Below are 23,619 nucleotides of genomic sequence, written 5' to 3'. Positions count from 1 at the left end.
GACGCAAATCCCTGTAGGAGCTGTCGAGTGCAACGAGGCTGCGATCTTTTGATCTTAAACGGCGATGTTTAAACGATACTTCCAGAAACTCACCCAACCTACACATCCTTGCGCCGCTGCCTACGACTACGCCAGAATCCGCCGGCTAGTGCGCCTGGGGCGTGGGCTATATCGTTTCCCTGTCGTTGACGAATCAGCGATCGGGTCTCGCAGCCCGTGTATCTCTAGACGCACAACATCCTCCGTTCACATTATGGCGGCTGTACGTGGGAGACCTTCGGGTCTGCCGGTTCTAGAGTCCCGGTCTGCGACCCGCGTATAGCTGCCACCTTCTTTCGTCTCGCAGCGAACAGTGGCGGCTCCATGACTCTAGGAGGCTTTATCCATGTTCAAACCAACACCTAATCCACCAGCACCCGACGACGTCTCCCCCTACGAATCCCTCGATTCCAAAAAACTCCACGAAGCCGCCGACCGCGCCCTCGACCACTACCTCAAACCACCCACTCCCAAAGACACCAAGCGCAAACCCAGCACCATTTACCATGTCGGTGCGAAGGTCGATAACGAAACCCTGCTGGTCAACGCCTGCGAATCCCTGGCATCGGCGAGCGTGATGCTCAGTGAGTTCGCCGGGTTGATGGACATGCCACATCGCAACATGATGTTGGGGATTCAATCGGTGGTCATGCTCGGGGAGCTGGCCGTCAACCGGGTACTGGATAACCTCGATCCGCAGAATACCGCTGGCTAGTCGACGGTGTTTGCTCCTCTCAGAAAACGGCCTTCGCGGGCCGTTTTTTTGGCTTAAAAGATCAACCAATGCCCTCGCACCTGTCGACCGTTCGTCTTAATACGGCCTCTACCTGTTATTTCTGACAGTAGCCACAGGCTTTGCTCAAGTGTCTGATTGTGCTGATCCGGTCGCGCTCGCGGCCCCTGTCGACGACTAGAGGTGTCCCATGACGGTCAATCAAACAAACCTTGGTGTGATGGCGCTTTCACCCGTGAAATTTGCGGGGGCAACACCTGGTGTTATCGTCGATCCGCCGCCGCCTGTCGACGTGCCGGTGGAGGGCCTGCCGCGAGCGAGTTTCAGGGAGGTCGTCAAAAAGGACGGCAGTCGGGAAGGGGCGGTTCAGGCTGTGGTCGATCCGCCATTGCTTGGGGGGTATCTCAACATTGCGCTGTACGTGAAGGGGCCTCGGGATACTCAGCCGCAGTTGATCGAGCGCAAACCGGTGGCCCCGGCCGATCAGAACGATCCTGTGTATTTCAACGTCTTCCAGTCGCTTCTGAATGACGGCGTGCATGTTTTCACTTACGAGGTAGAACGCACCAGCGGCAACAGTGGCCCATCAACCGAGTCATGGGCGCTTTATCACCGCGACCTTCCCGGCGGGAATGACGTTCCCGGTACAGGGGCTCATCCCCATCTGGACATCAGCCCGCCGCCCGAACTGGGCAATCCGCCTCAGATCGGCAAGGACGAGGTGGATAAAGGTGTACGTCTCACGTTGCGCTATCCGTTCATGAACGCCTATGACGTCATCACCCTGGAGCTTAATCGCGAGCGTTTCACCTTCACGGTGCAACCCGGTGAGGAAGGCAAACCGTACGTGATCGTCATCACGCGGGCGATGTTCGAACGGGCCGGTAGTCACCCGGAGTTTGCGATCTCCTACACCGTGGTTTCCCAGGTGAACAACCCGACCGACAAGCGGCGTTGGTCGCGCACGATCAAGGCCAATGTCGATACGGAGCGCGTCACGCTGACGGCTCCGGATCTGAGCGAGAACCCGGATGATCCCTCCGATGACCCGAGCACCATTGATCTGGGCAAGGTGAAGGACTTTCTGTACGTGCTGGTCCATGTGTTTTCGCCACTCTGGATGGCCGGCGATATCGTTCGAGTGAGTTACGCATGTACGCCAGAGACTGGGCCGGTGGTGAGGCACAGTGCAGAAGCCACGGTCAGTCGACTGCCTTTTATTCAAAAATTGCCGGTACCGGTGGCCAAGATTCTTCTGGATAGCCAGGTGTCCGTGACTTATGAGCAGATCAGGGGAGGCAAGGTCATTGGTGTTTCCAAAGTGGCCGAGGCGCAGGTCATTGGCGAAGGCGCGATCAAACTGAATCCTCCAACGCTGGTCGGCACTGCCAGGCCCCTCGATCCTTTTGAGCTGGCCACCCTGCGCGTCGAGTATCTGGACGCCCGTGCCGGGGACAAGGCTCAGTTGATCGAAATCAACCCGCCGACCGGTGCCACGCCATTTCCAGCGGTGGCTTTCAACACGAACAAGCGGACGAACACTGTCCTGACCCAGGCATTTCTTGCGGAGCGGCAAGGGAGCCAACTGAGGTTTCGCTGGTTGTTGATTCGGGGTGGCAAGGCGATTGCCCGGTCAGGGGCGTTGTTGGTGACTGTTGCACGGATTGAGGACGGCGATGCCCGTTTGCCGGTAGCGGAAATTCTGCAGGCGAAGGCGGGTGGACTAAATCTAGATGATTTTGAGGTCGACGCTACCTTCCGACTTCTCCCATGGGTATCTATAGCGATCGGGCAGAGCATTGATGTAACGGTCGTGGATAGAAATCATGCACCGCTTCCGGTTTTGCAGAACCACCGTATAACAGAACAGGACGTGACAAACGGATTGACCCAGGCAATATCGCGTCCATGGCTCGATGCGTTATTTGATAATGCCGAAATAACACTCAAGGTCGAGGTAACAGTCGGCGGTCATACCGTTGTCTTCAAGGACGTTAACTACATCGTCAGCCTTCGATCGTATGCCGGCTCTGAAGACTTCGAAAGTTCACCTCTGATTGGTTTTAACCCCGGCTCCGTACATAAGTTTGCAAGTGGAATAACGCTAAAGTCACTGGGCGGAATTGTTCATTTGACGAATGTTCATACCACCGACAGAAACTACACGTCGCTACTCGGACGCGTCACGCTGAACATGCTAGGCACGGTTGAAATCACCCTTCCGGGTTTAGCCAGTCATGTCAGCTTTTTGTTCGTTTCGCACCAGTTGCACGAAGAGAATGCAGTCGTTTATATGGATGAACGAGGCAATGTCATTGGCACGATGCCATTGCCTTATACGAGTCTCTACCAATACGCCTATGTCAGTTTCAGTGCGCCGGGCAAGAGCAGAATAAAATCAATCATTATTCGTAATAGAGATGACATGTACGTCGACAAATTCGAGGTGAGGTAGATAAGGCACTTCGGTGCGCCGGGTTCTAGAGTCCTGGTCTGCTAACCAGGGTACAGCTGCCACCTCTTTTTGATAACGAAACCCTGCTGGTCAACGCCTGCGAATCCCGGGCGTCAGCCAGCGGGATGCTCTGTGAGTTCGCCGGGCTGATGGACATGCCCCATCGCAACATGATGTTGGGGATTCAATCGGTGGTCATGCTCGGTGAGCTGGCCGTCAACCGGGTGCTGGATAACCTTGATCCGCAGGGCTGACGAAAGTCTGTGGTGAGAGCACTTATTGTGGCGAGGGAGCTTGTCGGATCGCCGCACCGTCCCGCTCGGCTGCGCAGCAGTCGCAAAACCGGTGTATGCGGTGCACCTGAAACCTGCGGTTGCAGATTTTGGGGTCGCTTCGCAACCCAGCGGGAGCAAGCTCCCTCGCCACAACAGCATGGCTGCCTGCAAAGTTGTGAAATCAGTTCTCCTGCGCCCGATAAGCCCCTGGCGTCAACCCCGTCCACTTCTTGAACGCCCGGTGAAACGCCGAAGGTTCGGAAAACCCCAACTGCTCGGCAATCTGTTGCAACGATAGATCCGCCCGCCCCAGGTGATAAATCGCGATGTCCCGGCGTAACTGATCCTTCAATTCCTGAAAACTCGTGCCTTCCTCACGCAAATGCCGACGCAAGGTTTGCGGGCTGATGTGCAGGTGCGCCGCCACTGCTTCCAGGTCCGGCCAGCGTGCACTGTCGCGGCTGAGCAAGCGCCGCAATTGGCTGCTCAGGCTGTCGCCTTCGTCGGGGCGTGACAGCAGGTCGGCGGGGGAGCGCTCGAGAAAGTGCTTGAGGGTTCGTTCGTCCTGCAACAGCGGCATGTTCAGGTAGCGGCTGTGGAACAGCAGGCTACTCTGAGTAGTATCGAACGTTAGCGGGCAGGAAAACAGCAAGTCGTATTCGGCCCCGTGCTCGGGCCTCGGGTAGCTGAATGTGGCGTGCTCCAGACGAATGCGCTGGCCGATCAGCCAGCTGCCGAACCGATGCCAGATCACCAGCAGGCTTTCGCTGAGGAAGTGGTCCGGGTCCCACAGCGGCGAATCGTCGAGGCTCAGGCGAATCATCTCGCCTTCGCGGCTCAAGGTCAGACGCGGCGCCCCGGGAAACAGGCTGTAAAACAACAGGCCGCGATTGAGTGCTTTCTCCAGCGTGCGGCAGTGGATCACCGCGTGGCACATCATCGCGAAGCTGCCGGGTTTGCTCGGGGCCTGCCCGAAGCCCAGGTATTCGTCGTCCAGGGCCAGCCACAATCCCTGGATCAACCGGGTGAACTGTTCCGGCGCGATTCGGGCGCGCGGTTCTTCAAGCAACTCGGGGCTGATCCCCAGTTGCTGCAGCAGGCTCGAATAGTCGTAGCCACGTCGGCGTGCGCCGCCGAGGGCGGCACGGGCGAAATGGCTGGCGATGGTGCGTTCACGCATGGGGCAGGTCCGTCCACTGAGCAATGGATGGTAGCGGTGCCCATCGACGATGAACAAGGCGGATATCCGCCAAATTACAGGACGAGGTCAAGCGGGTTGGCGGAAATCCGCCACATAGTTGTAACTGGTTGGTGACCAAAAGAAACCTGTAACCCTTGATGTCAAAAGGCTCGCAGGCTTTTTGGTGAATGTGGCACGGGCCTTGCGATACAACCAGCAGATGCCTGCCGTTGCGCAGCTCGACAAAACAAATCCCTCCAGTGCAGGAGGGTTCGCAATTGAAGTGTCTTGGGCAACAGATGGATGTTGTCACCGGGCGCTCTTGAGGAACTTTGCAATGACGACTCGTCAGCCACTGTACAAATCCCTGTATTTCCAGGTGATCGTTGCCATCGCCATCGGCATCCTGCTCGGTCACTTCTACCCGCAGACCGGTGTAGCCCTCAAGCCGTTGGGTGACGGGTTCATCAAACTGATCAAAATGATCATCGCTCCCATCATTTTCTGCACCGTCGTCAGCGGTATCGCGGGCATGCAGAACATGAAGTCGGTCGGCAAGACCGGCGGTTACGCGCTGCTGTATTTCGAAATCGTTTCGACCATTGCACTGCTGGTCGGTCTGGTGGTGGTCAACATTGTGCAGCCGGGTAACGGCATGCACATCGATGTCACCACGCTGGATGCCTCCAAAATCGCAACCTACGTGGCTGCCGGTGCGGATCAAAGCGTCGTTGGCTTCCTGCTGAACGTGATCCCGACCACCATCATTGGTGCGTTCGCCACGGGCGATATCCTGCAAGTGCTGATGTTCTCGGTGATCTTCGGTTTCGCCCTGCATCGCCTGGGTGCCTACGGCAAGCCGATCCTGGACTTCATCGATCGCTTCGCCCACGTGATGTTCAACATCATCAACATGATCATGAAGCTCGCGCCGCTCGGTGCCTTGGGCGCCATGGCGTTCACCATCGGTGCCTACGGTGTGGGCTCGCTGGTGCAACTCGGTCAGTTGATGGCTTGCTTCTACATCACCTGCCTGCTGTTCATTCTGGTGGTGCTGGGTGGTATCGCTCGCGCTCATGGCTTCAGCGTGCTGAAAGTGATCCGCTACATCCGTGAAGAACTGCTGATCGTACTGGGTACTTCCTCTTCGGAGTCGGTACTGCCACGCATGCTGATCAAAATGGAGCGTCTGGGGGCGCAGAAATCCGTGGTAGGTCTGGTGATCCCGACCGGCTACTCGTTCAACCTCGACGGTACGGCGATCTACCTGACCATGGCGGCAGTGTTCATTGCTCAGGCAACCGACACCCACATGGACATCACTCACCAGATCACTCTGCTGGTGGTGTTGCTGCTGTCCTCCAAAGGCGCTGCTGGCGTGACCGGTAGTGGCTTCATCGTACTGGCCGCTACCTTGTCCGCTGTTGGCCACCTGCCGGTTGCCGGCCTGGCGCTGATCCTGGGTATCGACCGTTTCATGTCCGAAGCCCGCGCGTTGACCAACCTGATCGGTAACGCGGTTGCCACCATTGTTGTGGCCAAGTGGGTCAAGGAACTCGACACCGACGTGCTGCAATCCGAGCTGGCCTCGGGCGGTCGCGGCATTGCCGACGAGCCTAAAGATGATGTTTTGGGCCACGTCGAAGGGGCAACCCCGACGAACGCCAAGTAAGCCTTGTTGTAATGAAAAACCCGCTTCGGCGGGTTTTTTGTTGCCTGCGATTTGAGCGTAACGGTCAGCGTCACTGGCACATAAGGTGATTGCTGCAATGTCCCGGGCTGCCTAGGCTTGGGGGACTGCACTGGAGAACGCTCATGCTCGGTCCACTGGCATCACTCAAGGTTCTGGATTTCTCGACATTGCTGCCGGGGCCGTTCGCCTCGTTGCTGTTGGCGGACATGGGCGCCGAGGTGCTGCGCATCGAATCGCCGACCCGCATGGATTTGCTGCGGGTGCTGCCGCCCCATGATCAGGGGGTGTCGGCCAGCCACGCCTACCTCAATCGCAACAAGCGCAGCCTGGCGCTGGACCTCAAGCAGCCCGAGGCGCTGGACGTGATCAAACAGTTGTTGGCGGACTACGACATCGTGCTGGAGCAGTTCCGCCCTGGTGTGATGGAACGCTTGGGCCTTGGCTATGACGCCTTGAAGGCGATCAATCCGCGGCTGATCTATGTGTCGATTACCGGTTACGGCCAGACCGGCCCTTACAGGGACCGCGCCGGCCACGACATCAACTATTTGGCTTTGGCGGGGCTGGCGAGCTACACCGGCCGCGCCGACAGCGGCCCGTTGCCGTTGGGCATGCAGGTGGCGGATGTCGCCGGCGGTTCGTTGCATGGGGTGATCGGTTTGCTGGCGGCGGTGATCGCGCGCCAGCAGACGGGGCAGGGGCAGCATCTGGATGTGAGCATGACCGACTGCGCCTTCAGCCTGAACGCCATGGCTGGTGCCGGGTACCTGGCCTGTGGCGTGGAGCCGGGCAGGGAAGACCAGATGCTCAACGGCGGCGGTTTCTACGACTACTACCGCTCGCGCGATGGCCGCTGGTTGGCGGTGGGCAGCCTGGAACCAGGGTTCATGCAGCAACTGTGCACGGCGTTGGGCCGGCCAGAGCTGGCAGCCGAGGGACTGGCCCCCGAACCTGCCCGGCAACAGGCGCTCAAGAACGCGCTGAACATTGAATTCGAAAAACACGACTTTGCCTGGCTGTGTGAGCTGTTTGCCGGGGTCGATGCGTGTGTTGAACCGGTGTTGAGCCTGGGCGAAGCGGTTCGGCACCCGCAGTTGAAGGCGCGGGAATTGGTGACTGAGGTGCCGCGGGGCGATGGGACCACTCAGGCGCAGATGGCCTGTCCGTTGAAGTTTTCAGCGGGGTTGCCTGAACCACGGCATATCGGGGCGAGGCTGGGTGAGCATACCGATCAGGTGTTGGGGGAGTTGGGGTTTAGTGTTGAGCGGATTGAAGCGTTGCGGCGTGCCAGGGTGGTTGTGTAGTGGCTGTACGGACGCCTTCGCGAGCAAGCCCGCTCCCACATTGGGATTGTGTCAAGGCGAAGATCAAATGTGGGAGCGGGCTTGCTCGCGAAGGGGCCGGCCCAAACACCATAAATCTCACTACTCGACCCGCATCTCCCCACTGAACACCAACGTGCTGCGACAACGCCGACACAAATACCGCCGCCCCTGCCTCACCAAACCATGACGCTGTGCCGAAAACGGGAAATCACTGTCGAGGCACGGGCATTTGTAGATGTAACGGGTCACGCTGCGGCGTTTGACGTCATAGGTGTGGCAGCGGTTGGGCGGCAGTTCGTAGACGCCGCGCATGATCAGTTGCCACTCTTCGCCATGGGGCTGGATGCGGTCGCCGAACAGTTGATGGGCGATCAGGTGCGCCACTTCATGCGCCACGGTCTGCTTGAGGAAGTCTTCGGTGTTTTCCCGGTACAGCTGCGGGTTGAAGCGCAGCAGGTTCTCGTGCAAATGCGCGACACCGGCTTTTTGCCCGCGCAGCTTGAGGCTCACCACGGGGCGTTTGAAAGGTCGTTTGAAAAAGGATTCGGCTTGCAGGAAACAGTCTTCGACGCGGGTATTGAGTTGCTCGGGCATGCTTGATGGATCTCCAAGGATGTCGAGTATGCCGCAACCCCGAGGGCTTGCGAATCGCTCAGGCGCCGAATGGTCGTTGCTCGCATTAGAAGGCCGCCTTGCGGCGGCCTGTAGTGGCGGAGCGTGTTTTTTATGTCGGCGCTTGTTTGTCAGTTGGTATAGACCGGTCCCACGCCAAGGCCCCAGACAATCACGGTAAACGCCATGATGGCTACCAGCACCACCAATCCTACGGCGAGCACCGAGCTCGAAAACAGGAAGCCCTCGTCCGATGGAATATTCATGAACGTTGGTAGCCCTACATACAGCAGGTACACCGTGTAGCAGACAGCCGCGGTGCCGACGATCATCCCCAGCCACAAGTGCGGGTACAGCGCCGCCAGGCCGCCGACGAACAGTGGGGTGGCGGTGTACGTGGCGAATGCGATACAGCGCGCCAGGCTCGGGTTGGCGTCATAGGTACGGGCCATCCAGTGAATGAAGGCGCCCATCACCGCGACACCGCCGAGCATCGCCAGGTACGACATGATGGTCATCCATAGCGCGCTTTCCATAGTCAGCATGACCGGCGCTCGGTTACCGATGACCCAGCCGACTTGCGTAGTGCCGATAAACGCCGATATGGCAGGGATCGCCGCCAGAATCAGGGTGTGCGTCAGGTACATGTGGCTGATGCTTTCTTCCTCGTCGCCACGGATTTCTTTCCATTCCTGGTCAGGGTGGGTAAAGAGTCCCACTACGTGATGGATCATGCCAGTCACTCCTCTTGTTGTTGCCATCGCCCCCCAGCGGAGCGCTTACAGGCCAAAGTGGCCAGGTAAGAACAGGTCTGAATACGCGTGCGACCTTATGTCGCAGTATAGAAAGGAGTTACTTGCAATAGTGCGAGGGCTTTAGAGCAAATCGCGCTGTAAAGCACACCGTTAATCGCGGAAGTGTCTTGAGATTTTGATCCTCGGTGGTGCTGAAATGACCGAAGATCGCGGATATGCACCCGGATCTCGTACGATCCGTCAGGGCTCTTCGCCCTTGAAGGGTTTTTGCGTAAAATGCCGGCCTTTCGTCACACCTCACGGATTTCGCGTCATGGGCACTCTTACGGTCAACCAGAACAAACTGCAAAAGCGCCTGCGCCGCCAGGCCGGTGAGGCTGTTGCCGATTTCAACATGATTGAAGACGGCGACAAGGTCATGGTCTGCCTGTCCGGTGGCAAGGACAGCTACACCATGCTCGACGTGCTGATGCATTTGCAGAAAGTCGCCCCGATCAAGTTCGAGATCGTCGCCGTGAACATGGACCAGAAGCAGCCAGGCTTCCCCGAGCATGTGCTGCCGGCTTACCTCAAAGAACTGGGCATCGAGTACCACATCGTCGAGAAAGACACCTACTCGGTGGTCAAGGAGCTGATCCCGGAAGGCAAGACCACTTGCTCGCTGTGCTCGCGCCTGCGTCGCGGCACGCTGTACACCTTTGCCGACGAAATCGGCGCGACCAAAATGGCCCTCGGTCACCACCGTGACGACATCGTCGAGACGTTCTTCCTGAACATGTTCTTCAACGGTTCGCTCAAGGCCATGCCGCCAAAGCTGCGCGCCGACGACGGGCGCAACGTGGTGATTCGCCCGCTGGCCTACTGCAACGAAAAAGACATCCAGGCCTACTCGGACCTCAAGCAATTCCCGATCATCCCGTGCAATCTCTGCGGCTCCCAGGAAAACCTGCAACGCCAGGTGGTTAAAGAGATGCTGCAGGAGTGGGAACGCAAGACCCCGGGCCGCACCGAGAGCATTTTCCGCAGCCTGCAGAACGTGATCCCGTCGCAACTGGCGGACCGCAACCTGTTCGACTTCACCAACCTGCGTATCGACGAAAGCGCCGCATCGCGGTTCGTCAACGTAGTGAACCTCTGACGGTTCAAGTCACTCAGACACACGGCGCTCGCGGGCGCCGTTTTCATTTCATCCCGTAGGAGAGGGCATGCGCGATTACAAGTGGCTGCACGAATACTGTCTGAACCGCTTCGGTTCGGCGGCTGAACTGGAAGCCCATCTGCCGGTTCCCAAGACCCCGGCGCAATTGCGCAAGATCAGCGACGACCGCTACCTCTCGACCATGGCATTGCGGGTATTCCGTGCCGGGCTCAAGCACAGCCTGGTGGATGCCAAGTGGCCGGCGTTCGAAGAAGTGTTCTTCAAGTTCGACCCGGAAAAAGTCGTGCTGATGAGCGCCGAACATCTGGAGCGCTTGATGCAGGACGCGCGAATTATCCGCCACCTGGGCAAGCTCAAGAGTGTGCCGCGCAATGCGCAGTTCATTCTGGACGTGGCCCATGAGAAGGGTAGTTTCGGTGCGTTGATCGCCGACTGGCCGGTAACCGATATCGTCGGCTTGTGGACCTACCTGAAAAAACACGGCCATCAGTTGGGCGGGTTATCGGCGCCGCGATTCTTGCGGATGGTCGGCAAGGACACCTTCGTGCCGAGCTACGACGTGGTGGCAGCGCTGAATGCACAGCAGATCATCGACAAGGTGCCGAGCAGTTTGCGCGACCTGGCCACGGTGCAGAATGCGTTCAACCAGTGGCACGAAGAGAGTGGTGGACGGCCGATGAGCCAGATTTCGATGATGCTGGCGTATACCGTTAACCACTGACGAAGATGATCATTCCCACGCAGAGCGTAGGAACGATCACCGCGGGGCTATCAGGCGGGGGCAATCTCGCCTTCCCCCGCCAACTTGCGGTTCAACTGATACCGCCACCGCACATACAGCATCGCCGAGCAGAACACAGCCAGGCTCGCGCCCATCTCCAGCAAACCGAACAGCTGCCGGTTCGGGTCATAGGCGGCCAATGCGCCCTTGATGAAATACAGATTCACCACAAAACACATCCACGAATGCCCACGGGCACTGCCGACGATCATTCCCGGTGCCAGCAACAACAGCGGCACCAGTTCGATCAGCAGAATCACCCACGGCCGCGCGCCATGCAGGTCGGCGAACACCAGGTAGTAGGCGCAAAGCAGCCCCGCCAGGCCGAAAAAGCACAGCAGGCTGATGACGCGCATCGCCCGTACACGCGGTTCGAGCCATTCGATGGCAGGCAACACCTTAGGCTTCTTAGCCACGATGGCTCTCCAGTTTCTGCGCAGTCTTCGCCAGGCGCAGGCCCAAGGCACGGCACAATGCGACTTCATGTTCGTTCAAACCGCTTTTGCCATCGGCCCCGGCGTGATGACTGGCGCCGTAAGGCGTGCCGCCGCCACGGGTTTCCAGCAGCGCCGATTCGCTGTAAGGCAGGCCGGTGATCAACATGCCGTGGTGCAGCAACGGCAGCATCATCGACAGCAGTGTGGTTTCCTGGCCGCCGTGCAGGCTGGCGGTCGAGGTGAAGACCCCGGCCGGTTTGCCCACCAGGGCGCCGGTCAGCCACAGGTTGCTGGTGCCGTCGAGGAAGTATTTCAGCGGTGCGGCCATGTTGCCGAAGCGGGTCGGGCTGCCCAGGGCCAGGCCGGCGCAGTTCTTCAAATCGTCGAGGCTGGCGTACAGCGCGCCTTCATCGGGAATGTCCGGCGCCACGGCTTCGCATTCAGTGGAGATCGCCGGCACCGTGCGCAACCTGGCTTCAAGGCCGGCCTGCTCGACGCCACGGGCAATCTGCCGGGCCATTTCATTGGTCGAGCCGCTGCGGCTGTAATACAGCACCAGAATGTACGGCGCGCTCACGGCAGCAACTCCAGTACATTCTCCGGCGGACGGCCGATGATGGCTTTGTCGCCGACTTCGAGAATCGGCCGCTCCATGAGCTTTGGGTGCGCGGCGATGGCGGCGATCAATTGCGCTTCGCTCAAGCTGCTGTCGGCCAGGTTGAGGGTTTTGTACTCGTCCTCGCCGGTGCGCAGCAATTGCCGGGCGCTGATTCCGAGTTTGCTCAACAGGCTCTGGATTTGCGCGGCGTCCAGTGGTGTTTCCAGGTAGCGGACGACCGTTGGCGTCAGGCCTCGGGCTTCGATGAGTTCGAGCGCACCGCGGGATTTCGAGCAGCGCGGGTTGTGATAAAGCGTCAGATCGGTCATGTGCGGGTCGCTTCTTGCGTAAAGTGGCGGCTATTCTAACTGTGCGGCGCGTAATCCAGAACCTTGGGAGGCGATGGGTCGCAGGTGCATTCTATTTTTGACAAGGATTGAGACATGACAAGGCGACTGGCAGCAGCATTGGCGATCATGGGGGCGTTATTGCTGGGGGGCTGTGGCAACGACTATGGCATCGACCAGAATGGTCACAAGGTCGCCGCCGAGCGTCTGGATAAACAATGGCTGGTGCTCAATTACTGGGCCGAGTGGTGCAGCCCGTGCCGGACCGAAATCCCACAGCTGAATGTGTTGGCCGAGCAGCTCCAGGGCAAGAAGATCGGCGTGTTCGGGGTCAACTTCGACAATGTGCAGGGCGAAGAGCTCAAAGGCGCCAGTGAGAAACTGGGGATCAAGTTCACCGTGCTGGCCCAGGATCCGGCCGACCTTTTCGAATTGCCGCGCAGTGAAGCGCTGCCAGTGACTTACATCATTGATAACAAGGGCAAGGTGCGGGAACAGTTGATGGGCGAGCAGACGGCGGCGGGGGTGATGGCGAAGCTTGAGGCGTTGCAGGCGACCAACTGACCGAGCACCGCCTGTGGCGAGGGAGCTTGCTCCCGCTGGGGCGCGAAGCGGCCCTAAAACCATCCGACTCGGTGTGTCAGACAATCCGCGTCGGATAGTTAGCGACTGCTGCGCAGCCGAGCGGGAGCAAGCTCCCTCGCTACAGGGGCATCACCCCTCTTCAAGCCACCAACGCAATGGCTTGCCTTCGGCCGGCCAGAAGCGCATCTGGTCAATCGGTGAGACGTCCCAGCGCTGGACGTTTTCCAGCGCCTGCAGGAAGCGTTTTTCCTGTTCCATCAACGCCGGCGCGCAGAGTTTGCGGGTACTGCCGATCTTGCCGAAGCTGAGCTTTTCACCTTCCAGGGAATACGGCGCGAACCAGTGATTGCAGCCGCCGTTACCGTAGGCCCGACCATCGTCACCGAGCGTGATGGTCAGGTGGCTGTAGTCCATCAGCGGACGTTCGCCGATCCACTCCAGAATGTAACTGCGGTTCTGTTGCAACTTTACCGGCTCGGCGGCGCAGCCCAGCAGGCTGGCACCGACCATCGTGGTCAGAGCAAGGCGTTTCATCACGCAGGCTCCTGGCACTTCGGGCACAGGTGTTTTTCGCCGTCTGCGGTCCAGCCCAGCTCGGCAATCCGTGCGGTGGCGGCCGGTTTTTCAGCCTTGTTGCCCAGCTTGGCGTCGACCGCGAACTCGAAGCTCAGCTCTTTGGCGCAGCTGTCGCAGTTGACTTTCCAGGTGTGGATCGCCAGTTCGCCGAACACCGGACCACTGGCCACCGCGACCCATTGGCCGGGCGGGTTGATCAGGTGGCGAACCGTTTCGACGGTCAGGCGCATGGACAAGTCCTTGCTGCCTTTGAGGGTCACTACCAGCACGTCGTTATTGCGAATCGAACCGCCGTTGCCGGTGACTTGATAACGCCCCGGCACCAGGGCGCGGCATTCGGTGAGGGTGTGTTGCGGGTTCATCAGGCTGTAGCGGAAATCGTGTTCGACCATGGGTCCTCCAAATATGCGCGATATGCTAGCACGGGCATCAGCACAGCATGGCGTGGGCATGTGACCTTCGATCAGGTTCAAATTGCCTGCTAATCCATGGCAAACTGCCACTTTTGCATCTCTAAGGAACAGAAATGGCGTTGATCGAATGTTACGAGTGCAAGCAACGCATCAGCTCCACGGCGCCTGCTTGCATTCATTGCGGTGCGCCTGCGGCAACGGTGCACGCGGCTACTTCGACGGCAGCGCCTGTGGAAGCACCGCTTTCTTTCGGGCGTTTGCCGAGCAATGAGAGTGTGCCTCGGGTGACCCCGGCCGCCTTCGGGCGTAAACGAAAAACCGAAATCCAGGCTGAGGTCCCGGCACCGGTGCTCAATGGACCGCGTCCGGTGGAACTCTGGCTGAAACTGATGATTTTCTTTCTGCCGCCGTTTTTTGTCTGGTTCCTGCTGCGTCGCGGGCATTCAACGGGGCAGCGCTTGCTGGGCTTCGGCTGGCTGGGCCTGATGATCCTCTTGTCCAAGGCCTGAGCCGTTCAGCGCTCGACCTGATTCTGTGGCGAACCGGCCGCCCAGGCCGCGATGTTCTGCAAAGTTGTCGCGGCAATCGCGCCCAGGGCTTCGCGAGTGAGGAAGGCCTGGTGTGCGGTGATGATCACGTTTGGAAAGGTCAGCAGGCGCGCCAGCACATCGTCTTGCAGTGGCAGGTCGGAGCGGTCCTCGAAGAACAACTGCGCTTCCTCTTCATAGACATCGAGCCCCAGATACCCCAATTGACCGTCTTTCAACGCATCGATCAGCGCCGGCGTGTCCACCAGACCGCCACGCCCGGTGTTGATCAACATCGCGCCGGGCTGCATGTGCGCCAGTGACTCGCGGTTGATCAAATGTTTGCTCTGCTCGTTGAGCGGGCAATGCAGGCTGATGATCTGAGACTCGGCCAGCAGTTGCGGCAAGCTCAGGTAGCGCGCGCCGAGGGCTTCGACCTGTGGGTTCGGATAGGGGTCATAGGCCAGCAATTGGCAGCCGAAGCCGTGCATGATCTTCGCAAAGGTCGCGCCGATCTGCCCGGTGCCGACCACGCCGACGGTCTTGTTCACCAGGTCGAAGCCGGTCAACCCGTGCAGGCTGAAATCGCCCTCGCGGGTACGGTTGTAGGCGCGGTGCAGACGGCGGTTGAGCGCCAGGATCAACGCCACCGCGTGTTCGGCCACGGCGTGGGGCGAGTAGGCTGGGACTCGCACAACCGTCAGCCCCAGGCGCTTCGCCGCCGGGAGGTCGACATGGTTGTAACCGGCCGAGCGCAGGGCGATCAGGCGTGTGCCGCCCGCTGCCAGGCGTTCAAGCACCGGGGCGCTGAGGTCATCGTTGATGAAGGCGCAGACCACCTCGTGATGCTCGGCCAGCGCCGCCGTGTCGAGGCTCAGTCGTGCCGGCTGGAAATGCAGTTCGATGCCGGCGGGCAGGACGGCGGCGAGAAAACTCTCGCGGTCGTAGGTCTGGCTGCTGAAAAGAATCGTGCGCATGCTGTCCTCCTGGAAGTCTCAAACCCCGTAGCAGCCTTCGGCAGCTGCCATAGGGTTTAAGCTTAGCGTTCAGGTCCTCCTGCGTTATTGCGCTGCATCAGGCATTGATGCGCGCATGGGCCGCGAGGCGATTGATGGCGCGTTCGAGTTCTTCCAGTGCGACGGGGGCTTTCGGGTCCTGTTGCTTGAGCAGGGTTTCGCTGCGCTGGCAGGCGGCGCGCAGTTGCGGGACGCCGCAATAACGGGTTGCCCCGTGCAGGCGATGGACCCGCTCGATCAGGGCATTCTGGTCGTTGGCTTCACGGGCCACGCGGATGGCCTCGCGGTCGGCTTCCAGGGAGGCCAGCAGCATGGCCAGCATGTCCGCCGCCAGATCGGCCTTGCCGGCCGCCAGGCGCAGGCCTTCTTCGTGGTCCAGCACCTGCAGTTCATGACCGCTGTTGTTATCGCTATTACGCTCCGGACCCTGATTGCGCAGCGCCAGGCCCGTCCATTTCAACACCACTTGCGCCAGTTGCCGTTCGCTGATGGGTTTGGTCAGGTAGTCGTCCATGCCGCTTTGCAGCAATGCGCGTTTTTCATTGGCCATCGCATGGGCGGTGAGGGCCACGACCGGCAGTGGCGTGCAATGCCGCTCGCTTTCCCATTGGCGAATGGCTTCGGTGCTTTGGCGCCCATCCATGCCGGGCATTTGCACGTCCATCAACACCAGATCGAAAGTCTCGTTCTGTACGGCCTTGACCGCAGCGTAACCGCTTTCTACCGCGAGCACCTTGGCGCCCATGTCTTCGAGCAGGGTTTGCACCAGCAGCAGGTTGGCCGGGTTGTCGTCCACGCAAAGGACCTTCGGCGCGCGGCTGGAAACCGGCTCGGCGGGGTCGCTGCGCTGCTGGCGCGGGTTGACCAGATCAGACAGGGCCCGACGCAGCTTGCGGGTGCAGGCGGGTTTGGACTGGAGCTGACTGTGGGGGTTGGGCACCGAGAGATGGAACAGCGTCAGTTCGGTGGTCGGGCACAGCACCAACACTCTGCAGCCCAGGTGTTCAAGGTCCCAGATGTGCTGGTTGAGGCGCTCCGGCGGCATGTCGTTGCTGGTGATGCCGAGCACCGCCAAGCCGATTGCCTGATCGGTCTGGTGAGCGCCGGTCACGCCATTGGCCAGGCTTTCCAGGGTATTGAACGGCGTGACGCTCAGGCCACAGTCTTCCAGTTGATGCTGCAATGCCTGACGGGCCAGTTCATGGTTTTCCAGGACAGCCACCCGCTGCCCGAGCAACGGTGGGCCGGGCAGGTCTTCGGCGTCGTCGCGGGTTTTGGGCAGGCTCAGGCTGATCCAGAATTCCGAGCCTTCGCCCGGCGTGCTGTCGACGCCGATCTCGCCGCCCATTTGTTCGATCAGCCGTTTGGAAATCACCAATCCGAGGCCGGTGCCGCCGGGTTGTCGGGACAACGAGTTATCGGCCTGGCTGAAGGCCTGGAACAGGGCGCGCACGTCCTGGTTCGACAGACCGATGCCGGTGTCCTGAATGCTGATGCGCAGTTGCACGCTGTCTTCATGCTCTTCTTCGAGCATCGCCCGGGCGACGATGGTGCCTTCGCGGGTGAACTTGATCGCATTGCTCACAAGGTTGGTGAGGATCTGCTTGAGTCGCAACGGATCGCCCACCAGCGACAGTGGCGTATCGCGATAAACCAGGCTCACCAGCTCAAGCTCTTTGGCGTGGGCGGCCGGGGCGAGGATGTTCAGGGTGTCTTGCAGCAGGTCGCGCAGGTTGAACGGAATATGGTCGAGCACCAGTTTGCCGGCCTCGATTTTCGAGAAGTCGAGAATCTCGTTGATGATCCCCAACAGGCTGTCTGCAGACTTTTCGATGGTGCCCAGGTAATCGAGCTGGCGCGGCGTCAGTTCGCTTTTTTGCAGCAGGTGCGTGAAGCCGAGAATGCCGTTGAGCGGCGTGCGGATTTCATGGCTCATGTTGGCCAGGAACTCGGACTTGATCCGGCTCGCCTCCAGGGCTTCCTTGCGCGCCAGGTCCAGCTCGATGTTCTGGATTTCGATGGTTTCCAGATTCTGACGCACGTCTTCGGTGGCCTGGTCGACGCTGTTTTGCAATTCTTCCTGAGCGTTCTGCAGCGTCCCGGCCATGCGGTTGATGCCGGACGCCAGTTCATCCAGTTCCTGGCTGCCGAGGGGCGGCAGGCGGGTTTCCAGGTGACCGTCCTTGAGTTGTGCCACGGCTTGTTTGATCTGACTCAATGGCCGATTGATGGTTCGGCCCATGCGTAACGCCAGCAGCGCCGCACCGGCCAGGCCTCCGCCGATCAGCAGCAGGCTGGCGAACAGGCTGCGGTAGCCGCGCAGCAGCATTCCGTTGTGGGACAGTTCGAGTTCGACCCAGCCCAGCAGGCGGTCGGCTTCATCGGGGATCAGGTCACCAGCCAGGTTGCGGTGCTTGCCGAACACCGGCAGCAGGTAACGCGTGGCGTCATTGCCACTGCGGCGCAGCAACTGTGAACCGTTGCCCAGGGGGGCCTGATTGAGCATGGTCGGGCCGGCATGGGCCAGCGGCGTGCGGTCGGGGGCGAGGAAGGTCACCGCGCGCACGTCGGTCTGTTCCAGGGACTGGGTGGCGATGCGCTCCAGCAGCTCGTTGTCTTTGCGACCCATGGCCGGGGCCACCAACGGTGCCAGCTGTTCGGCGATCATTTCGCCGCGTTGCATGAGCTGGGCTTGCAGGTCCGATTGCTGCATCCAGGTGAAATAGCCGCCCAGGACCAACGCCATCAGGGTGGTCGGCAACAGGGTCAGTAACAGCACGCGGCCTTTAATTCCCAGTTTCTTGAGCACGCATCTCTCCTGCATCCAGCTGTTTATTGACCTGCACATGCGTCCGGCACGCGCCACTTGCGCAGTGTAGCGATTTGCATGCGGGCAATCTTCGTAAAATTGATGTCGTCATTCGTCGGTCAGTTCAATGCTTTGGTCCAGGGAGACAAACCTTGGGTTGCCCCTGGAGAGGCAATCTTGAATAATCATCAATTGAGAATTATTTGCAGATACTCATGACTCCCATCGCGATTGGCCATCCTCGCATCCTCTCTATCGAAGACGATCCAGTGCTCGGTGCTTATGTTCATGAGCATCTGGGGCGCTGCGGTTTTCAGGTGACCTGGTGCCAGAACGGGCAGGAAGGCCTGGCGATTGCGCGCCAGCAGGCCTTCGATGTGGTGTTGATGGATATTCTGTTGCCGGGGCTCGATGGCCTGGCGGTGTTGACCCAATTGCGCCAGAGCCATTCCACGCCAGTGGTGCTGATGTCGGCGCTGGGTGCCGAGACGGATCGCATCAGTGGTTTTCGCCTCGGGGCCGACGATTACCTGCCCAAGCCTTTCAGCATGGCCGAGTTGCGGGTGCGCATCGAAGCGATCCTGCGGCGGGTGGCGTTCGACCGTCGACCAGCGCCGATACCGACGCCCCCTGCGACGGACTGCCTGCGTTTTGACGATGAACTGGGCGAGGTCTTTTGGGGCGAGTACGCGGCCGGCCTGACCCGCAGCGAGTACCGTTTGCTGGACACGCTGAACCGCAACGACGATGAAGTGTTGAGCAAGGCGTTCCTTTATCAGCAGGTATTGCAGCGCGGTTATGCGCCCCATGACCGCAGCCTCGACATGCACATCAGCCAGATTCGCCGCAAGCTCAAGGCCATCGGTTACACCGAGCGTGAAGTGCGCACGGTTTGGGGCAAAGGGTACGTATTGAGTGCGGTCGATGAAGTGGTCTGACGCGCCGGGCCGCACGGTGCTCCTGCAACAGCAATTGCTGCGCGATCTGTCCCACGAATTGCGCACGCCGCTCAGCCGGTTGCGGGTGGCCTGCGAAAGCGAGCAGGACCTGGAGCAATTGCGCGAGCGCATTAGCCGGGAAGTCGACGGCATGCAGCGCCTGGTCGAGGATGCGCTGCAACTGGCCTGGCTCGACACCGAGCGCACGTCTTTGCCCGATGAAGCGATCCAGGTCCAGGCCTTGTGGGAAATGCTCACGGAAAACGCTTGCTATGAAAGCAGCTGGCCGGCGAGTCAGTTGCACTGTGCGGTGGATGCCTCCTGCTGGGTGCGCGGCCATCTCAATACCCTGGCCCAGGCGCTGGAAAACATTCTGCGCAATGCCATTCGTCATTCACCGCAGGGCGGTGTCGTGATGTTCGATGGCCGGCGTGATGGCGACTTTTGGCACCTGTGGCTGGAGGACGAGGGCGGTGGGGTGGCTGACGAGGATCTTGAGCGAATCTTCTCGCCGTTCATCCGGCTCGACGGTTCACGGCCGGGGGATGGGTTCGGATTGGGGTTGAGCATTGCGAGGAATGCGGTGCAGCGGCAGGGCGGGCGGCTTTGGGCGGAGAATGCAGGGCGGGGCTTACGGCTGAATATGCTGTTATTGGCTGATCTCCATGGCGACAATGATGACGCCCCCGCTCCCACAATTGATATGTGTCGACCACAAATTGCGTGATCAACCCCGGCCGCGAAGAGGCTTGCTGATTTTGCCGGAGCGTTCCAGTTATTTTGTACGACCTTTCTTAAAGGGTATCGCCGACACCTTAAGCCTGACTTGACGGAATAGACTCGCGTTTTTCCTCGTCCTCCAGGAGTTCGGTATGAATGCATCCAGCGTCCCCGGCAACGCACACGACGAGCGTTTCAATGAAGTGCTTGCGCTGATTCAAAATGCCAAACAGCAGGCCATGCAGGCGGTGAATACCCAGTTGATCGAGCTGTATTGGCAGGTCGGTGCTTACATCAGTCGCAAGCTGGAACAGGCTGAGTGGGGCGATTCTGTGGTCAGCCAACTGGCTGAGCATCTGGCTCAGACTCAACCGGGGTTGCGCGGGTTTACCCGGTCGAACTTGTTTCGCATGCGCCAGTTCTATGAGACTTATCACGCTGAAGAGAAAGTCGCACCACTGGTGCGACAATTGTCCTGGTCGCATAACCTGATCATTTTCAGCCAGAGTAAACGGCCGGAAGAGCGGGAGTTCTACGTGCGTTTGGCAGTTCAGGAAAAATGGTCGAAGCGCGAACTAGAGCGTCAGTTCAAAACCGCACTGTTTGAACGAAGCGTGACCCAACCAGCAAAAATCTCAGCAGTGCTGAGACAAGCCCACCCGGCAGCGCTTGAGATATTCCGCGACGCCTACATGCTCGAGTTTCTCGACCTGCCGGGTGGCCATGCCGAAACTGATCTGCATAAAGGGTTGATGGCGCGCCTCAAAGAATTCCTGAGCGAGCTTGGCCGCGATTTCTGCTTTGTCGGTTCCGAGTATCCGCTTCAAGTGGGTGGGTGTGATTTTTCCCTGGACCTGCTGTTCTTCCACCGTGGCCTTAATTGTCTTGTAGCCATTGAGCTTAAGGTCGGTCGTTTTAAGCCGGAGTATTTGGGCAAGCTGAACTTCTATTTGGAAGCGCTGGATCGCAAGGAGCGCAAACCCCACGAAAACCCGGCCATCGGTGTGTTGCTCTGCGCCAGTAAGGATGACGAAGTGGTCGAATACGCCCTTAACCGCAGCCTGTCGCCAGCGTTGATCGCTGAATACCAGGTCCAGCTTCCGGACAAACAGCTGCTGCAGGCCAAATTGCATGAGTTTTATGCATTGAATATTGCACAAGGAGAAGAGGAGTGAACTGCTTATTCCCATAAGCCATAAGCCCCTTACTTTGCGTGATATGGCCTGCGCACGTTTGCCGGTATGATAGGCGCCCCCGCAGTCCGGATTGCGAATACGCCATGACCTTGCAGTACCCAACCATCGCCGATTGCGTCGGCAACACTCCGCTGGTCCGTTTGCAGCGCCTGCCTGGCGTCACCAGCAACACGCTTTTGCTCAAGCTCGAAGGGAACAACCCGGCGGGTTCGGTCAAGGATCGTCCGGCGCTGTCGATGATCACCCGCGCCGAATTGCGCGGGCAGATCCACGTCGGCGACACGCTGATCGAAGCGACTTCGGGTAACACCGGGATTGCCCTGGCCATGGCCGCCGCGATCAAGGGTTACAAGATGATCCTGATCATGCCGGACAACTCCAGCGCCGAGCGTAAAGCCGCGATGACGGCCTATGGCGCCGAGCTGATTCTGGTCAGCCAGGAAGAAGGCATGGAAGGCGCGCGCGACCTCGCCCAGCGAATGGAAGCCGAAGGCCGTGGCAAGGTGCTCGATCAGTTCGCCAACGGTGACAACCCCGAGGCGCACTACACCACCACCGGTCCGGAAATCTGGCGTCAGACCCAGGGCACCATCACGCATTTCGTCAGCTCGATGGGCACCACCGGCACCATCATGGGTGTCTCGCGCTACCTGAAAGAACAGAACGAGAACGTGCAGATCATCGGTCTGCAACCCATGGAAGGCTCGGCAATTCCGGGCATCCGCCGCTGGCCGCAGGAATACCTGCCAAAGATTTATCAGGCTGATCGCGTGGACCGGATCGTCGACATGGCGCAAAGCGAGGCCGAGGACGTGACCCGTCGTCTGGCGCGCGAAGAAGGCATTTTCTGCGGCGTGTCTTCGGGCGGTGCCGTGGCGGCGATGCTGCGCCTGTCCAAAGAAGTTGAAAACGCGGTGATTGTCGCGATCATCTGTGACCGTGGCGACCGTTACCTGTCGACCGGCATTTTCGACGCGCCCAACTGATGGCCAAGCAAGAGAGAGGCCTGCGCTTTCAGCCCACGGGCGGCAGCAAGGCCCCGCAAGTCCCGACCGGCAAAAAGCAGCGTTTGACCATCGAGCGCCTGGCTAATGACGGTCGCGGTATCGCATTTTTTGAAGGTCGCACCTGGTTCGTCATCGGCGCCTTGGCCGGTGAAGAGGTCGAGGCGCGGGTCTTGGGGGCCCACGGTAAAGTGGTCGAGGCGCGTACCGAGCGGGTGTTCCAGGCCAGCCAATTGCGCCGCCCGGCACCGTGCGCCCATGCCGGTCGCTGCGGTGGTTGCAGCGTGCAGCATCTGCCCCACAACGAACAACTCGCCCTGAAACAGCGCATGCTCGCCGAGCAATTGTCGCGGGTCGCCGGCGTCGAGCCCGAAGAGTGGGCTGCGCCATTGAGCGGTCCTGAATTCGGCTACCGGCGTCGTGCCCGGGTGGCGGTGCGTTGGGACATGAAGGCGAAAAAACTCGAAGTCGGTTTCCGCGCTGCCGGCAGCCAGGACATCGTTGCCATCAACGAGTGCCCGGTGCTGGTACAGCCCTTGCAGCCGATCATGACCTGCTTGCCGGATATGCTGCGGCGCTTGAGCAAACCTCAGGCACTGGGGCATGTGGAATTGTTCAGCGGTTCGTCATTGGCGGTATTGCTGCGGCACATGGCGCCGTTGTCCGAAGCCGACATGACGATCCTCAAGCAATTCTGCGCGCTCCATGAGGCCCAGTTGTGGCTGCATGGCGACGGCGAGCCGCAACCGGTCGACGCCGATCAGACCCTGGGCTATCGCCTTGAACCGTGGGACTTGAATCTGGCGTATCGGCCTGGAGATTTCATCCAGGTCAACGCCGGGGTCAACGAAGCGATGGTCGCTCAGGCGCTGGAATGGTTGGCGCCGAAAGCCGATGAGCGGGTTCTGGACCTGTTCTGCGGGTTGGGCAACTTTGCCTTGCCGCTGGCCAGAACCGTTCGTGAAGTGGTGGCGGTGGAAGGTGTGCAGGCCATGGTCGAGCGGGCCGCCGCGAACGCCGCTAGTAATAATTTGCATAACGCGAAATTTTTTCAGGCCGATTTATCCCAGCCTTTGGCTGATGCCGAATGGGCCAGCGAAGGCTTTTGTGCGGTACTCTTGGACCCACCTCGCGACGGTGCTTTCGAGGTGGTGCGCAAGCTTGCGTCCCTGGGTGCCGAACGATTGGTTTATGTGTCGTGCAACCCTGCAACTCTGGCGCGCGACACGGTCGAATTGATCAAGCAGGGCTACCGGTTAAAACGTGCCGGGATTCTCGATATGTTTCCTCAAACGGCGCATGTCGAGGCCATGGCGTTATTTGAAGCGAGCTAGGATGGCTCGTCTGGTCCGACTGACCGTCCGTGCCGCCACGCATCAGCCCGGCGGGGCGCCCGGACAATGAAGGTCAGCGATTTGACGCATTGAATCTGCGTCGTAGGGAAGG

The 23,619-nt window shown here is 59.7% G+C and carries 22 protein-coding genes and 2 pseudogenes; 14 read left to right on the top strand and 10 right to left on the bottom strand.

Annotated features, from left to right (window positions below):
* Positions 1-385: 385 nt before the first annotated feature.
* The 3 genes and pseudogenes from F475_RS27115 to F475_RS27105 form a co-directional block, all read left to right on the top strand.
* Positions 386-754, top strand: a complete 369-nt coding sequence (locus tag F475_RS27115; RefSeq protein ID WP_096480920.1) for a DUF6124 family protein — start codon at positions 386-388, stop codon at positions 752-754.
* Positions 755-962: 208 nt separating this feature from the next.
* Positions 963-3,227, top strand: a complete 2,265-nt coding sequence (locus F475_RS27110) for a hypothetical protein (protein ID WP_111455175.1) — start codon at positions 963-965, stop codon at positions 3,225-3,227.
* Positions 3,228-3,298: 71 nt separating this feature from the next.
* Positions 3,299-3,481: pseudogene (locus F475_RS27105) on the top strand (DUF6124 family protein); the annotation flags it as partial.
* 202 nt (positions 3,482-3,683) lie between these two features.
* Here the strand turns inward: F475_RS27105 and F475_RS27095 are convergent.
* Positions 3,684-4,682: an AraC family transcriptional regulator gene (locus tag F475_RS27095; protein ID WP_018926307.1), complete on the bottom strand. Its 999-nt coding sequence runs from the start codon at positions 4,680-4,682 to the stop codon at positions 3,684-3,686.
* A gap of 337 nt (positions 4,683-5,019) precedes the next feature.
* Here F475_RS27095 and F475_RS27090 point away from each other — a divergent pair, with 337 nt between their 5' ends.
* Both F475_RS27090 and F475_RS27085 read left to right on the top strand, forming a co-directional pair.
* Entirely contained in the window at positions 5,020-6,354 is a 1,335-nt protein-coding gene (locus F475_RS27090; protein WP_111455173.1) for a dicarboxylate/amino acid:cation symporter, read from the top strand.
* A 143-nt stretch (positions 6,355-6,497) separates the two neighbouring features.
* Entirely contained in the window at positions 6,498-7,679 is a 1,182-nt protein-coding gene (locus F475_RS27085; RefSeq protein WP_105346267.1) for a CaiB/BaiF CoA-transferase family protein, read from the top strand.
* Between the two features lie 120 nt (positions 7,680-7,799).
* On the opposite strand, the gene F475_RS27075 is transcribed toward F475_RS27085, so the two are convergent.
* Positions 7,800-8,294, bottom strand: a complete 495-nt coding sequence (locus F475_RS27075) for a SprT family zinc-dependent metalloprotease (RefSeq protein ID WP_111455171.1) — start codon at positions 8,292-8,294, stop codon at positions 7,800-7,802.
* 149 nt (positions 8,295-8,443) lie between these two features.
* On the bottom strand, positions 8,444-9,046 hold the full coding sequence (locus F475_RS27070; RefSeq protein WP_018926304.1) for a Yip1 family protein: 603 nt from the start codon (positions 9,044-9,046) through the stop codon (positions 8,444-8,446).
* A gap of 334 nt (positions 9,047-9,380) precedes the next feature.
* Between F475_RS27070 and ttcA the strand changes: the two genes are divergently transcribed.
* Together ttcA and F475_RS27060 are read left to right on the top strand one after the other, a co-directional pair.
* The gene (gene ttcA, locus F475_RS27065) at positions 9,381-10,205 is read left to right on the top strand and encodes a tRNA 2-thiocytidine(32) synthetase TtcA (protein WP_007937538.1); all 825 of its coding nucleotides are present in this window, start codon (positions 9,381-9,383) and stop codon (positions 10,203-10,205) included.
* Between the two features lie 67 nt (positions 10,206-10,272).
* Positions 10,273-10,947: a DNA-3-methyladenine glycosylase I gene (locus F475_RS27060; protein ID WP_007937540.1), complete on the top strand. Its 675-nt coding sequence runs from the start codon at positions 10,273-10,275 to the stop codon at positions 10,945-10,947.
* A gap of 50 nt (positions 10,948-10,997) precedes the next feature.
* Here F475_RS27060 and F475_RS27055 read toward each other — a convergent pair whose 3' ends face one another.
* Genes F475_RS27055 through arsC form a run of 3 tightly spaced genes read right to left on the bottom strand, consistent with a single transcriptional unit; the run spans position 10,998 to position 12,371 of the window.
* A complete protein-coding gene (locus F475_RS27055; protein ID WP_018926303.1) occupies positions 10,998-11,423 on the bottom strand; it encodes a DUF2069 domain-containing protein in 426 nt (141 codons plus the stop codon).
* Positions 11,416-12,021, bottom strand: a complete 606-nt coding sequence (gene wrbA / locus F475_RS27050) for an NAD(P)H:quinone oxidoreductase (protein ID WP_018926302.1) — start codon at positions 12,019-12,021, stop codon at positions 11,416-11,418. The genes F475_RS27055 and wrbA overlap by 8 nt, the downstream gene beginning before the upstream one ends.
* Positions 12,018-12,371: an arsenate reductase (glutaredoxin) gene (arsC, locus tag F475_RS27045; RefSeq protein ID WP_018926301.1), complete on the bottom strand. Its 354-nt coding sequence runs from the start codon at positions 12,369-12,371 to the stop codon at positions 12,018-12,020. The genes wrbA and arsC overlap by 4 nt, the downstream gene beginning before the upstream one ends.
* 114 nt (positions 12,372-12,485) lie before the next feature.
* Here arsC and F475_RS27040 point away from each other — a divergent pair, with 114 nt between their 5' ends.
* On the top strand, positions 12,486-12,953 hold the full coding sequence (locus F475_RS27040) for a TlpA disulfide reductase family protein (protein WP_018926300.1): 468 nt from the start codon (positions 12,486-12,488) through the stop codon (positions 12,951-12,953).
* A 150-nt stretch (positions 12,954-13,103) separates the two neighbouring features.
* On the opposite strand, the gene F475_RS27035 is transcribed toward F475_RS27040, so the two are convergent.
* A complete protein-coding gene (locus F475_RS27035) occupies positions 13,104-13,508 on the bottom strand; it encodes an META domain-containing protein (protein ID WP_007937547.1) in 405 nt (134 codons plus the stop codon).
* Positions 13,508-13,942 (bottom strand): hypothetical protein, encoded by a 435-nt coding sequence (locus F475_RS27030; protein ID WP_111455170.1) that lies wholly within the window; start codon positions 13,940-13,942, stop codon positions 13,508-13,510. Before F475_RS27030 ends, F475_RS27035 begins: the two co-directional genes overlap by 1 nt.
* A gap of 134 nt (positions 13,943-14,076) precedes the next feature.
* Between F475_RS27030 and F475_RS27025 the strand changes: the two genes are divergently transcribed.
* Positions 14,077-14,472 carry a hypothetical protein gene (locus F475_RS27025; RefSeq protein ID WP_111455169.1) on the top strand — a complete coding sequence of 132 codons (396 nt, stop codon included), beginning with the start codon at positions 14,077-14,079 and terminating at the stop codon, positions 14,470-14,472.
* A gap of 5 nt (positions 14,473-14,477) precedes the next feature.
* Here the strand turns inward: F475_RS27025 and F475_RS27020 are convergent, their stop codons facing one another.
* Positions 14,478-15,467: a 2-hydroxyacid dehydrogenase gene (locus tag F475_RS27020; protein ID WP_111455168.1), complete on the bottom strand. Its 990-nt coding sequence runs from the start codon at positions 15,465-15,467 to the stop codon at positions 14,478-14,480.
* Between the two features lie 97 nt (positions 15,468-15,564).
* Entirely contained in the window at positions 15,565-18,315 is a 2,751-nt protein-coding gene (locus tag F475_RS27015) for a response regulator (protein WP_018926296.1), read from the bottom strand.
* 215 nt (positions 18,316-18,530) lie between these two features.
* Here F475_RS27015 and F475_RS27010 point away from each other — a divergent pair, with 215 nt between their 5' ends.
* From F475_RS27010 to rlmD, 5 genes and pseudogenes are all read left to right on the top strand, one after another.
* Positions 18,531-19,253 (top strand): response regulator transcription factor, encoded by a 723-nt coding sequence (locus F475_RS27010; protein WP_111455167.1) that lies wholly within the window; start codon positions 18,531-18,533, stop codon positions 19,251-19,253.
* Positions 19,254-19,266: 13 nt separating this feature from the next.
* Positions 19,267-19,980: pseudogene (locus F475_RS27005) on the top strand (sensor histidine kinase); the annotation flags it as partial.
* A gap of 145 nt (positions 19,981-20,125) precedes the next feature.
* On the top strand, positions 20,126-21,148 hold the full coding sequence (locus tag F475_RS27000) for a YhcG family protein (RefSeq protein WP_111455165.1): 1,023 nt from the start codon (positions 20,126-20,128) through the stop codon (positions 21,146-21,148).
* Positions 21,149-21,252: 104 nt separating this feature from the next.
* Entirely contained in the window at positions 21,253-22,155 is a 903-nt protein-coding gene (gene cysM, locus F475_RS26995; RefSeq protein WP_018926292.1) for a cysteine synthase CysM, read from the top strand.
* Positions 22,155-23,507, top strand: a complete 1,353-nt coding sequence (gene rlmD / locus F475_RS26990; protein ID WP_064616518.1) for a 23S rRNA (uracil(1939)-C(5))-methyltransferase RlmD — start codon at positions 22,155-22,157, stop codon at positions 23,505-23,507. Before cysM ends, rlmD begins: the two co-directional genes overlap by 1 nt.
* The last annotated feature ends 112 nt before the right edge of the window (positions 23,508-23,619 follow it).

The sequence above is a fragment of the Pseudomonas sp. URMO17WK12:I6 genome, assembly GCF_003253625.1.
In the GTDB taxonomy this organism is placed as follows: Bacteria; Pseudomonadota; Gammaproteobacteria; order Pseudomonadales; family Pseudomonadaceae; genus Aquipseudomonas.
The sequence above is the reverse complement of the archived record's forward strand: the minus strand, read 5'-3'. Positions and strand labels throughout refer to the sequence as shown.